The organism is Rhizobium indigoferae, assembly GCF_034554815.1.
In the GTDB taxonomy this organism is placed as follows: domain Bacteria; phylum Pseudomonadota; class Alphaproteobacteria; order Rhizobiales; family Rhizobiaceae; genus Rhizobium; species Rhizobium leguminosarum.
The window spans coordinates 2,528,538-2,540,883 of sequence record NZ_CP140635.1 but is presented as its reverse complement, the minus strand read 5'-3'; the positions used below and the strand labels follow the sequence as shown (position 1 = coordinate 2,540,883).

At 60.9% G+C, this 12,346-nt stretch carries 12 protein-coding genes and 1 pseudogene; 10 read left to right on the top strand and 3 right to left on the bottom strand.

From position 1 onward, the window contains the following. The first annotated feature begins 11 nt into the window (after positions 1-11). Both U5G49_RS13000 and U5G49_RS12995 read left to right on the top strand, forming a co-directional pair. Positions 12-377 (top strand): cytochrome C oxidase subunit IV family protein, encoded by a 366-nt coding sequence (locus U5G49_RS13000; protein WP_018242624.1) that lies wholly within the window; start codon positions 12-14, stop codon positions 375-377. A 42-nt stretch (positions 378-419) separates the two neighbouring features. Next, positions 420-1,148: a molybdate ABC transporter substrate-binding protein gene (locus U5G49_RS12995; RefSeq protein ID WP_193443638.1), complete on the top strand. Its 729-nt coding sequence runs from the start codon at positions 420-422 to the stop codon at positions 1,146-1,148. Between the two features lie 152 nt (positions 1,149-1,300). Here U5G49_RS12995 and U5G49_RS12990 read toward each other — a convergent pair whose 3' ends face one another. Then, positions 1,301-2,338 carry an AraC family transcriptional regulator gene (locus tag U5G49_RS12990; protein WP_193443641.1) on the bottom strand — a complete coding sequence of 346 codons (1,038 nt, stop codon included), beginning with the start codon at positions 2,336-2,338 and terminating at the stop codon, positions 1,301-1,303. Between the two features lie 121 nt (positions 2,339-2,459). Here U5G49_RS12990 and U5G49_RS12985 point away from each other — a divergent pair, with 121 nt between their 5' ends. From U5G49_RS12985 to U5G49_RS12965, 5 genes are all read left to right on the top strand, one after another. Then, positions 2,460-3,911, top strand: coding sequence for an APC family permease (locus tag U5G49_RS12985; RefSeq protein ID WP_193443643.1), 1,452 nt, complete (start codon positions 2,460-2,462; stop codon positions 3,909-3,911). Then, positions 3,908-4,081, top strand: coding sequence for a hypothetical protein (locus tag U5G49_RS12980; RefSeq protein ID WP_165419709.1), 174 nt, complete (start codon positions 3,908-3,910; stop codon positions 4,079-4,081). The genes U5G49_RS12985 and U5G49_RS12980 overlap by 4 nt, the downstream gene beginning before the upstream one ends. Positions 4,082-4,156: 75 nt before the next feature. Continuing rightward, positions 4,157-6,145 (top strand): primary-amine oxidase, encoded by a 1,989-nt coding sequence (locus U5G49_RS12975; protein WP_193443645.1) that lies wholly within the window; start codon positions 4,157-4,159, stop codon positions 6,143-6,145. Positions 6,146-6,220: 75 nt separating this feature from the next. After that, a complete protein-coding gene (locus U5G49_RS12970) occupies positions 6,221-7,006 on the top strand; it encodes an ATP-grasp domain-containing protein (RefSeq protein WP_193443647.1) in 786 nt (261 codons plus the stop codon). A gap of 73 nt (positions 7,007-7,079) precedes the next feature. Then, positions 7,080-7,661 carry a dienelactone hydrolase family protein gene (locus U5G49_RS12965; protein ID WP_018447120.1) on the top strand — a complete coding sequence of 194 codons (582 nt, stop codon included), beginning with the start codon at positions 7,080-7,082 and terminating at the stop codon, positions 7,659-7,661. 94 nt (positions 7,662-7,755) lie between these two features. Here the strand turns inward: U5G49_RS12965 and U5G49_RS12960 are convergent, their stop codons facing one another. Together U5G49_RS12960 and U5G49_RS12955 are read right to left on the bottom strand one after the other, a co-directional pair. Beyond that, positions 7,756-8,130: a VOC family protein gene (locus U5G49_RS12960; protein WP_018242616.1), complete on the bottom strand. Its 375-nt coding sequence runs from the start codon at positions 8,128-8,130 to the stop codon at positions 7,756-7,758. 8 nt (positions 8,131-8,138) lie between these two features. Then, positions 8,139-8,315 carry a hypothetical protein gene (locus U5G49_RS12955; protein WP_018242615.1) on the bottom strand — a complete coding sequence of 59 codons (177 nt, stop codon included), beginning with the start codon at positions 8,313-8,315 and terminating at the stop codon, positions 8,139-8,141. 263 nt (positions 8,316-8,578) lie between these two features. Between U5G49_RS12955 and U5G49_RS12950 the strand changes: the two genes are divergently transcribed. The 3 genes and pseudogenes from U5G49_RS12950 to U5G49_RS12940 all read left to right on the top strand — a co-directional run bounded on the left by U5G49_RS12950 (position 8,579) and on the right by U5G49_RS12940 (position 12,346). Continuing rightward, positions 8,579-9,559: an SDR family oxidoreductase gene (locus U5G49_RS12950; RefSeq protein ID WP_193443650.1), complete on the top strand. Its 981-nt coding sequence runs from the start codon at positions 8,579-8,581 to the stop codon at positions 9,557-9,559. Positions 9,560-9,821: 262 nt separating this feature from the next. Then, positions 9,822-10,893: pseudogene (locus U5G49_RS12945) on the top strand (helix-turn-helix domain-containing protein). 172 nt (positions 10,894-11,065) lie between these two features. Then, a complete protein-coding gene (locus U5G49_RS12940; RefSeq protein WP_193443652.1) occupies positions 11,066-12,346 on the top strand; it encodes an efflux RND transporter periplasmic adaptor subunit in 1,281 nt (426 codons plus the stop codon).

The window sequence follows — 12,346 nt, the reverse complement described above, 5'->3', positions numbered from 1 at the left end:
GTGAGGTCGTCATGAGCGAAACAACGGCGCATGCACAAAGCCAAACGGTGCACGCACAAGCACACACCGGACAGCAGCACCCGATCCGGCTCTATCTCCTGGTCTGGGGCCTGCTCTTCGTGCTCAGCGCAGCGTCCTACATGGTCGATTATCTCGGCGTCCAGAGCTACTTGAGGTGGACGCTGATCCTGCTGTTCATGATGCTGAAGGCCGGTCTGATCGTCGCCGTCTTCATGCACATGGCCTGGGAACGGCTGGCGCTCGTCTATGCCATTCTGCTGCCGCCGCTGCTGGTGCTGGTTTTCGTGGCGCTGATGGTATCGGAAGCGGACTACACGATCTTCACTCGGCTCGCCTTCTTTGGGGCTGGGCCGTAGGGTCTGTTGGACAGGATCGATAGATCGGAGCGGACTTCGGCCATGACCCAGGAAATCCGGCTCTTTGGCGCTATTGCGGTTCGACCCGCCGTCCTTGCTCTCATATCCCAGTTCGAAAAGGCCACTGGATTCACCGTTGCGGTCAAGTGGGAGCTCAATCCTGTCGTCAAAAAGCAGATTGAAGCCGGGGAATCTTTTGACCTCGTCATCACCAATCCGAACCTGATCGAGGATCTGACCGCCTTGGGAAAAGTCAAGGCGGGGAGCGAGGTCGCATTCGGCCGGACAGCAATGGGGGTGGCGGCCAAGGCGGGCGGTCGGCCGCTCGACATTGGGTCGGTGGAAGCATTCAAACATGCGTTGAAGAGCGCCAGATCGATCGCCTACGCCAGTGAAGGAAGCAGCGGCGGCTACTTCTCCGGTTTGCTGGAACGCTTGGGAATAGCCGATGAGGTGAAGCCCAAGCTGGTTGCCATATCAGGAGGGCAGACAGCGCCGGCCGTAGGCCGTGGGGAGGCCGAGTTGGGCGTCGTTCCCGTGACATCGATTATCGCCGCCGCTCCCGAGGTCATGCTTGTCGGTCGGTTTCCGGCAGAACTCCAAAGTTACATCGACTTCGCCATTGGCATCAGCGCCGATTCAACGGACTCAGAAGCTGCCAGGCAGCTGTCGGAATTTCTGACCTCGACAGCCGTTGATGACACCCTGGCGGCAAAGGGCGTCGAGCGCCGCCATCGGGCAGGCGCAACGCCCAAGGGAGCCTCACCCTGAGTTGCCCCGGCGTTAGATACAATGGCGCAAGAAGCGACGCTGCGGCGCGTCCTTCGAGGCGATCCTGCGGATCGCACCTCAGGAATGAGGGACGTTGGCCGCGCTTTGGCGTGGGCAGCAATCGGGCGATCTCCGTTGCCGTGCATCTTCGATCAACGTCTCGAAGATAGGTGGTTTCCTTTCTTCTCCCAGGACCGCAGCGCACGCCAGAGCACTGTGTTGTCTGCATAACCCAACACACGCGCAATCTCGGACATCGGTGCGACTTGTTGGTCGCCGAGATAATGGGCGGCGAGTGTCCGGCGGTGCTGGCGAACGAGATCGCGAAGCGACACGCCTTCCTCCGACAGTCGGCGCTGCAGGCTTCGCGGCGACATCTTCAGTTCGACGGCGAGGGTTGCGACCGTGATCGGCCTTTGGCCGAGATAGATGCTGATCAGAGCCTGGACCTTTTCCGTGACGACATCACCGGCCGCTGGCTCGTTGACCAGATCGCCGATATGCCGTTCCAGGATTTCGATCAGGCTTTTGTCTTCCGAACGGTACACACGATCGGCATCCGCCTTGTTCATGACGATCCGGTTGCCGGATTGGCCGAACAGGATGGGCGCGCCATAGATGCGTTCCAGCACGCTGGCGTCGCGCGGGGCCTGGTGCTCAAGCTGGATTTCGATCGGCCGCCAGCCACGGCGGAAGCACGACCGGACGAGCTGACACGAGGCGGCAATCGTGAATTCGCTGTCCTGCCGGCGTGGCCACATGCTGGGATCGACGATCCGGTAGGTCCAGACAAAATCGCCATTCTCCTCGAACACGCCGGAACTGGTCGCGCCCTGGACCGCGTTGACATATTTCGACAGCCGTTCGAAAGCGCTGCGAATGGTCGGCGAGAGCGCAAAGAGCATGCCCATAGGGCCGATGTCGGCGGGCTTGAATCCGGTGCCCATGCGGGCTCCCAGTGCCGGTTCGCCGGTTATGGTCGCCGCATCCTCGAACAGCGCGACATAACGCGCCATGGGCAGGACAGCGTAGGGGTCTTCCAGTTGCGAGCGCAGAATGCCGTGCGAAGCCAGAAGAAGGTCGGTTTTCCCGGATCTTTTATCGATTTGTTGCACCAGCGGGATCAAAACGGAGGCTCGAATTGAAGCAACTGCGGGCATGCGGCTGATCAAATGCGATGCAACTGCCATTTTCAGCGTCTCCGGTGACCTTCGTGGCGCGAATTATCGATTCATTGGCATAAACTGCAATTTCGGGGCCAGATCGCCGCGCTTACCTTCTTCGCAACAGACAAGCAAAGAGGGGTTCTCCATGACACTGGAAGCAAGCATGCCCGCACCATCATCGCCGGAGCGTCGTCTGGCCAAGGACTCGGTGGGCCTCGCCCACATCGTGTTCTTCGTCGTTGCTGCGGCCGCGCCGCTCACAGCCGTCGTCGGCGCTTCGCCGGCCGCCTTCGCTTTTGGCAATGGCGCAGGGGTCCCCGGCGCTTTCGTGCTTGCCGGCCTGCTCTACCTGCTCTTCTCGGTCGGCTTCACCGCCATGAGCCGGCATGTGGGCGGGGCAGGAGCCTTCTACACCTATATCACCCATGGCATCGGCAAGCCGGCTGGCGTGGGTGGCGCCTTCATGGCGCTGGTCACCTATAGCGCGGTTCAGATCGCCATTTATGGCCTGTTCGGTTTCTTCATGGCCAATGCCATAGCGCCGCTTGGGCTGGTCCTGCCCTGGTGGGCTTGGGCCTTCGCAGCACTCGTCGTCGTGCTGGTCTGCGGTCAGCGCAACATCGCCTTCTCAGGCGCGATCCTCGGCGTCTGCATGATTGCCGAAATCGCCATATTGCTGGTTCTGGATCTTGCCATCGTCGTTTCAGGCGGCGGGCCAGAAGGCATCAGCTTCTCCTCCTTTGCGCCATCGTCGGTCTTCGCGCCCGGTCTTGGTGTGGCGCTGGTCTTCGTCATCGGTTCCTTCATCGGCTTCGAAGCTACGGCCATTTTCGGCGAGGAAGCCGAAGATCCGGAAAAGACCATTCCCCGCGCCACCTATGTTGCCGTGCTGCTCATCACCCTCTTCTATGCTTTCTCCACCTGGGCAATCGTGCAATTCTACGGTCCGGGCAAGGTGCAAGCCTCTGCGGCTGCCAGTCTCGACAGCTTCTACTTCACCGCCGCCAATTCCGTGCTTGGCGCATGGTCGAGCCAGGCGATGAACGTGCTGCTGATCACCAGCCTGTTTGCCTGCATCCTGTCCTTCCACAATACGCTCAACCGCTATTTCTTCGCCCTTGGCCGTGAAGGCCTGGCCGCACAGGTGCTTGGCAAGGTTCACGCCAGGCATGGCTCACCCTATGCTGCAGGTCTGCTGCAAAGCCTGATCGCGGCCGTCGTCCTTGGCCTGTTCGTGATCTTCGGCGCCGATCCTTACACCGTCGTGTTCTCGTGGATGGCGGCGCTTGCGGGTATCGGTATCCTGCTGGTGCAGGTGCTTGTCTCGGTCGCGATCATCATGTTCTTCCGCAAGACGCCGAACAGCTACAGCGCATGGACCACGATGATCGCTCCGACGCTCGCGCTCCTCGGCCTCATGGGTTCTCTGGTGCTGGTCAGTTCCAATCTTTCACTCCTTTCCGGCAGCGAAAGCCTGATCGTCAAGGCTTTCCCCTATGCCATGGTGCTGGTGGGCATTCTTGGCGCGCTATTTGCGATCCGGATCAAGAGATCCAAGCCCGCTCTCTACGCCTCGCTCGGAAAGGTCTTCGAATGAGTGCCGTTGCTGAATTTGCACCCGTCGATCGCCTTCTGGTTCTCGCGGTCGCGATCCTTGCCGGCGCAACATTGCTGGTTGCCGTCGAGGCCCACGCCTTCTGCTCGGTGTTCTGCATTCATGCAAACCAGATGATGATCGATACGCAGATCTGTTCCGGTCGATCCTGATCACCGCAGCTTGCGACGCGCCATGGTGCGTCGTCTCTCCCGAAACCAAGAGGCCCGAAACCAAGAGGTATTTCAATGGACGCCGTTGTCGCAGTCCCCCATCCGCTCGATCCCCTGAGCCTCGCTGAGATCGCTTCTGCCGTTGCCGTACTCAAGGATAGGCAGACACTCGCACCCACCTTCCGCTTTCCGATAACCCGGCTGGAGGAGCCGACCAAGGCGGATCTTGCCGCCCAACGCCTGGGCGACAGGCTGCCGCGCCTCGCCTTCATCCTGGCAATCGACATCAGCAATGGCGAAACCTTCGAGGGCATCGTCGACCTGACTACCGGCACGGTGTGCTCCTATATCCGGCTGCCTCTCGATGTACTGCCCTATGGCCAGCCGCCGATCATGCTGTGCGAATTCGAAACCGTTGAAGGCACCGTCAAATCCGATCCGCGCTGGATCGCTGCCGTCAAGAAACGCGGCATTACCGACGAGGATATTCCGCTCATCCAGATCGATCCTTTTTCCTCGGGCTATTTTGGCCGCGAGTTCGAGAAGGGAAAGCGCATCGTCCGCGCGGTGTCCTATTGGCGCGAGGATATCCGTGACAACGGCTACGCGCATCCGATCGAGGGCGTGGTGGCTGTGGTCGATCTGATCACCAACCGAGTGGTCGATCTCGTCGACGACGAGAAGATCATTCCGGTCCCGAGGAGGAAGCGCAATTATGGCCGCGAAACCTTCCCGGAACCGCGGCCCGATCTCAAGCCGCTGAATATCGTTCAGCTGCAAGGGCCGAGCTTTACTGTCGACGGCTGGAAAGTCGAATGGCAGAACTGGAGTTTCCGTGTCGGTTTCACCCCGCGCGAGGGCCTCGTTCTGCATGAACTCGGCATCAAGGATCAGGGTAGGCTTCGGCCAGTCGTCTTTCGCGCCAGTGTCACTGAAATGGTCGTGCCTTACGCCGACCCGACCGCGAACCACTATTGGAAGAGCGCCTTCGATGCCGGCGAATATGGCCTCGGACGCCTGGCCAATTGCCTCGAACTCGGCTGCGACTGCCTCGGCCATATTCACTATTTCGACGTGCCGGCGGCGGATGATTTCGGCCAGCCCTTCACCATGAAGAACGCCATCTGCATGCATGAGGAAGATTACGGCATCCTCTGGAAGCATTACGAATTCCGCAACGGTATTTTCGAAGTGCGCCGTTCGCGCCGCCTCGTCATCTCCTTCTTCGCAACCGTCGGCAACTACGATTACGGCTTCTACTGGTATCTCTACCAGGACGGCACGATCCAACTCGAAGCCAAGCTCACCGGCATCATCCAGACGGCGGCGGTCGCGACCGGCGAAACCTATCCATGGGGCGGCATGGTCGATGACAATCTCGGCGGTCCGACCCACCAGCATTTCTTCAATGCGCGCCTGCACATGGATGTCGACGGCGGCGACAATACCGTGACCGAACATGAGTTCGTGCCGCGTCCCTGGGGTGAAGACAATCCCTATGGCAATGTCTTCGATACCAGGACCCGTGTGCTGAAGCGCGAACTCGACTCCCCGGCACTCGCCAATGGCGAGACCGGCCGTTACTGGAAAGTCTCCAACCCCAACATCCAGAACAGTGTCGGCAAGGCGCCAGGCTACAAGATTGTCGTCATGCCGTCGCCTGTCATGCTTGCCCAGCCGGATTCGACCGTTGCCCAGCGCGGCGGCTTCGCCAAGAAACACATCTGGGTCACCGCCTTCGATGCCAGGGAAAAATATGCGAGCGGCGATTACCCAAACGTGCACGCCGGCGGCGACGGTCTGCCTGGTTATGTCAAGCAGAACCGTAATATCGAGAATGCCGATGTCGTGCTCTGGCATTCCTTTGGCCATACCCATGTCTGCAAGCCCGAGGATTTTCCGATCATGCCCGTGGAATATGCCGGCTTCACGTTGAAACCGAACGGCTTCTTCGCGTCCAACATCGGCATGGACCTGCCGCCGGAAGGAAACGGCCAAAGTGTCGACAGTCGCCTGCAGCCTTCGCCCGACGACATCGGAAACGGTTCCTGCTGCCACACATAGCTGTAATACTACGGCTGTTCCTTTTTAAATTGCTTTTTGATAGTCCGACGGATTGTAAGAAAGGCAAGGAACAGAATGCAGTGGCTTCTCCAGCAGTTCGAAGATACCAACAAGCTGGCCGAGGCGCTCGACCAGCTCGAAATCTCCTACACATGGCACAAGGTCGTACCGTTTGTCGGCGAGCTCATCCCCGAGCCGGTCGTTGCTGATGCGGGTTCAGTGGTCATGTTCGGCTCCTACACGCTGTGGAAGAACGCCGAGGCGAACGGTTACCGGCCGGGTGTTTTTAAACTGCGTCCTTTCGTTCACGAACAGGCGTGGCACCCTTACCTCCTCAACGGTGCTGATGCGCTGTTCCTGACACTCCAGGATGTCCCCCAGCGTCTGGCGGATGACGGCAGGGACTGGTTCCTGCGCCCGGTCGACGACAGCAAGGAGGAGCCCGGAAATGTTAAATCGACCGGCGAGATCATCCGCATGGCAGAGAGGGTGCTGGCGCTCGACGAAGATGAAATCCCCAAGGGTTCACTTCGTCACGACACGCTGCTGATGCTCACCGAGCCCGTTCGCATCCTGCGCGAATGGCGTCTCTGGGTCGTCGACGGTCGGATCGTCACCTATTCGCTCTACAAAGACGGATCGCGTGTCGTCCATCGCCACGAGATTGATGACGATGCGCTGGACTTCGGGCAGCGCATGGTCGACATCAACCCCGGCTACTCCCAAGCTTATGTCATCGATGTCTGTCGGACAGAAGAGGGACTGAAGCTGCTCGAGACGAACTGTCTCAATGCCGCCGGGTTCTACGCCGCAGATCTCGTGAAGCTGGCGAGGGCGATCGACGGCCTGGCCCGCACCTGACGTCTTTCCGGCGAGGGAATGACGCTGTAGAGTTGCAGAATGTTTGCCCGACTATCCCACCCGGAGGCTCCGTATGGCTGAGGTCCTGTTGTTTCACCACGCACAAGGGCTGACCCCGGGTGTGCGCGCGTTCGCCGATGACATCAGGGCAGCCGGCCATATCGTGCACACGCCTGACCTGTTTAACGGACGCACATTCCCGAGCATCGAAGAGGGTCTCGCCTACATCGGGGAGATCGGATTCGACGAAGTCAGGGAGCGCGGTGTCCGGGTCGCCGACGAATTGCCGCCCGGGCTCGTCTATGCCGGGTTCTCGTTCGGCGTGCTGCCGGCGCAGAAGCTGGCGCAGACACGGCCCGGCGCCCGAGGGGCGTTGCTCTTCTATTCCTGCCTGCCGATCAGCGGCGAGTGGGCCTTCGGACCCTGGCCGGACGGCGTCGCGGTGCAGATCCACGGCATGGACAACGATCCGATTTTCACAGGTGAGGGCGACATCGACGCCGCCCGCGAGATCGTCGCGAAGGTCGAAGACGCGGAGCTTTTCCTGTACCCAGGCGATCAGCACTACTTTGCCGATAGCTCGCTGCCGTCCTATGACGCCGATGCGACCGCGCTGCTCACCCTCCGCGTGATCGAGTTCCTGAATCGCGTCTGATCCAGACATTCCGCGAGAGATCCGGTTTGGCTCCGGCAAGCCGTCCTGAGATGGGTGCCGTTCATCCTGCGTCGCGGCTTCGGCGCGGCGCGGACTATTCGGACGCCACGCAGAAATTGTTGCCTTCGGGATCATTCAAGACCGTGTAGCCGTCTGCTTCCCGGACGAAGGTCGCTCCGAGGGATAAAAGCCGCTCTACCTCCCTGGCCCGATCGGGGGTGGCAATATCGAAATGAAGCCGGTTGCGGGCGGGACGTTCCCCCTGGCGGAGGTGGAAGCAAAGGCGGGTTCCGGGACCTTCGACCATCACGGTCGGGTCAGTTTCTGGCGTCAGTCCGAGAGCGGCCAGGCGGGCCAGTTCGTCGTCGTCATATGGCATCACTTCGTAGCCATCGAGCGCCTCCGCCCAGAACTGGGCGACACGCGAGGGAATGTCGCAGTCAATGACGATTTCTTTCAGCCTTGCCATGGAGCTCTTCAAGAATTGTTCGGCCGGCGATGGCAAACGCGTTCAACGACCGCGCCGCCGACTGCCGGCAGCAATGCAAAAAGCACGAGCTGCGGTGTCTCCGTCAGCCCCAACAGGCCAGACATGAGGAAGGCGACCAGCAAACCTGCCAGCGCCCCGGCTGCATAGGGCAGATAATCTTTCAAGAGAGCCTCGGTCTTGTGCTGATATCAAACATTAGCTGCGTCATTCGCTTGAGATAGAGATCTTTGCGTTATCGGCAATGGTTGGCTGCGGTCGAACCTCACGCCGACCGATCGGCCTATGCGGAATGTCACAACGTTGGTAGGGGGCAGATCGATCAAACGATGTGACCCGGTGCGCCTGATTTTGCAGGAGACGGCCATTTTCTTTCGCGCTATGAAGACTGACCGCATATCCCGCCACATCCGACACCGAGGTCCTTCCCATGGCTTTGAAAATCCTTTTCGTTGGCGGTACCGGCCAGATTTCATATCCGTGCGTCGAGCGCGCTGTGGCCCAGGGTCACCATGTCAGCGTCTACAACCGCAGTTTGAGAGGCGACCCATTGCCTGCGGGGGTTACCTCGATCGCCGGCGATCTCGCGGCACCCGCCTATGTGGACTTGTCCAAAGCCAATTATGACGTTGTCTGCCAGTTCATTGCCTTTACACCCGATCAGATCGCGCGCGATATCGATGTGTTTGCGGGGCACTGTAGCCAGTACATCTTCATCTCTTCGGCCTCGGTCTATGAAAAGCCACCGCGCCACTACGTGATTACCGAGCAGACACCGGCGATCAACCCCTACTGGCGCTATAGCCAGGACAAGATTGCCTGCGAGACGCTGCTCAAGAATTCCCAGAATCTCGCCTGGACCATCGTCCGTCCCAGTCACACCGTTCGCACGGGCCTGCCCATCATGATGGGCGACAGCGATGTCATGGCGAGACGCATGCTGGATGGTGAGCCCACCATCGTGGCGGGCGATGGCCATACGCCCTGGACGCTGACCCGCTCGGTTGATTTTGCGGTGCCCTTTGTCGGACTTTTCGGCAAGCCAGCGGCGCTGAACGAGATCTTCCACATCACCTCGGACCGCGCCCACATCTGGAACGATATTCAAACGGCGATCGCCAGATTGCATGATGTCGAGGCCAGGATCGTACACGTGCCGACGGACACCTTGGTCCGCTACAATCCGGAGTGGGTTGGACCCCTCCGGGGCGACAAGGCGTGGTCGGCAATCTTTGACAATTCAAAGGTCAAAAGCGTGGCAGGCGACTTCACCTGCGCCGAGAGCCTTGATGAAATTCTGGCGGAGCCGATCATGCATCTCAAGCAGCGCCTGGCCAAGAACCGCCCGCCAAGGGGCGATCTTGATGCTTTGGTCGATCGGATTTGCGCTGCGCAAAGCGCTCTCGGCTAGGCAGGTCTCGTAGAGCAACTTTCCGAAAGACACGGCGCAGGCGGTCGTGCCTGCGCTGATCACCCGGACTTGCAATGTCGCCGATCTCGACAGCCTGTCGGGTTGGCTGGAAAACATCCATGCAGACCTCAACGGCGGATTGAGAGTTGTGGCCGGCGGCCCAAAGGATCGGACGAGGTATCACGGCAGGCATTCAAAAAAATCCCAGCCTAAAACGCGTCCTAAAACATGATGGAGGTCGCGCCGGGTGAGGATCTCGGCAATGATGGCCATCTATTCGCCACTCCGATCCTACCAGGCCATGCTGTTCGTTCCGCTTCCCTTCGTCGTTGCCATTCTGCTGCTTGTCCTCTTCGTCACCGTCCTCCGGCGCGACGAGGAGACGCAGCCCAACCGGCCGTTTCTGGCACTGATCCTGCTCGCCGTGCTGCAATCTGTCCTCTCCGGGCTGCGCTGGGGCTACGGGGTGCAGGCTGTGGGCGTGATCGCGCCCGTCACCGCGGCGATGGTGCCGCCGCTTGCCTATGCCGGGGTTTCCAGGCTGGTGAGGACGAGTTGGCGGCCGCTGGCGGTGCGGATTGCGCTGCATGCCGTGCCCGCTGCCGTCATCCTCTTGTTGATGGTGGTCTGGCGGGATGTGATCGATATCGCGCTGGTGCTTGTTTTCGTCGGTTATGCCCTGGCGATCCTGCTTCTGATGCGGCCGGGCGCGGATGCGCTTCGGCTTGCGCCCTTCGAGGGAGCGGTGCCGGCCTATCGGGCAATCATCTTCGCGGCGGTGGCGCTGTGTCTGTCGGCCTCAGTCGATATCTTCGTCTTTCTCGATTTCACATGGACGCATGGCGAGCATGCGCTGGCTGATCAGCGTCAGCAACCTTGCCGTCCTTGTCATCCTCGGCATTGCGGCCGCCGCCGCCAGCCGAAGCCGGGCGCCGGCCGAGACGATGGAGGCGGCGCTGAAGCTCGAAACGACCGAGGACAAGGAGACGATCGCCACGGTCGATGCGCTGATGGAGGCAAAGAGGCTCTATCGCGACGCCAATCTCAATCTCGACCGGCTGGCCCGCAAGGCCGGCATTCCCACCCGCCAGATCTCGACGGCGATCAACAGGGCGATGGACAAGAACGTCTCGCAATATGTCAATGATTACAGGATCGGCGAGGCCTGCCGGCTGCTTGCCTCTACCCAGAAATCGGTGACCGAAGTGATGTTCGAGGTAGGCTTCCAGACCAAGTCAAATTTCAACCGCGAATTCCGCCGAGTTACGGATATGACGCCGCTTGCCTGGCGGCAGAAAAAGGGCGGCGCGGGCTTCCCTCCAGTGTCATCCTGAAGTGACGCCAGTCCTCTTCCGCCTCGTCCTGAGGCGCCCCTAAGGGGCATCGAAGGACGGGGCTGGCCACCGGCACTTCATCCAGCCAGCATGCAGCCTGCACCCACACAATCACCCGCCCTCGTGGTTCGAAACGGCCCTTCGGGCCTCCTCACCATGAGGGCTGATCCGGATGCCCCGCGCTGCCACGTACACAATCGCGATCGAGGACTGCCAGAAACGTGTTCGAGGTCGCGATTTCAGCCGGGTCGGCGATGCTTGCGGCATGAATACGACATCAGAACATGACCGAGACCTTGCCGCCAAGCTGAGATCGCTTTCGATCGAGCCCGCGGCCTTCAAGACAGAGCCGCCGGAGCGCCGTGCCCGGCGGCGAGTGATCCCTCGAGCAATGCTGGCCCTTGCTGCGACGGCATCGCTGGCGGTGGTTCTTTTCTATCGGCCGGAGACGCTGGAGCGCATCGAGACCATGCTTGCAGGCTTCGAGGACAGCGACTCTGCGATATCCGCTGGTGGAGCGAAGGCGCCGACCGAGGGCGGCGCTGCTGCCGAGCGCGGACGGGCGTTGCCTGCCGATGAAGCAGCGAGCCCGGCCTTGCCAATCCGGGAAGTCACCGGCTCCGGCTACGTCGTGGCACCCGATATCGCCACCGTCTTTTCCAAATATGAGGGCCGGATCATCGCCGTCGAAGTCGAGGCGGGCGGCAGGGTCGCGGCGGGGCAGGTGCTGCTGCGGCTCGATGATGCGGGAGCCCGCTTTGCGCTTCAGGGGGCCGAGATCGCCCGGCAATCGGCGGGGTTGACGCTGGCGGCGAAGACTATCGAATTGGCGCAGGCGCGGTCTTCCCTTACGCGCGCCGTGCGGCTGGCCAGGCGCGATGCGATGTCCGCGCAGACGCTGGAGGAGGCGAAGACGGCGTTCGACACTGCCGAAAATGCCGCCCTCCAGGCACGGCAGGATGTGGCCAAGGCGGATCTCGATATCGAGAGGGCGCGCGAGCAGGTGGAGGCACTGGCCGTCCGGGCGCCGATATCAGGCACCGTCACGCGGCTTGACGCGCATGTTGGTGACACCGTGCTGTCGCGCGAAGACAGCGTGCGGGAGAATGAAAGCCTGCTTGCGATTGCCGACATGACAAACATGGTCATCGATGCCGATGTGGCCGAGGCCAACATTGCCCTGATGCGGCCGGGCTTGCGTGGCGAGGCGGTGCTCGACGGCTTTCCCGACCAGCCGTTTGCGGTCGAAGTATCGAAGATCGCGCCCATGATTTCGCGGGAGAAGGGGACGGTGATGCTTCGCCTGTCGCCCTCCTCGCCGCCGCCAGACATGCGCCCCGCCATGGCCGCGCGCATCCGCCTTGTGGTGGACGAAACAACAACTTTCGGCCCGCAGGCGGGCGGACCTGCGACCTTTCGGCCGCAGGCCGCGGATATCACAGACCATCAGTAA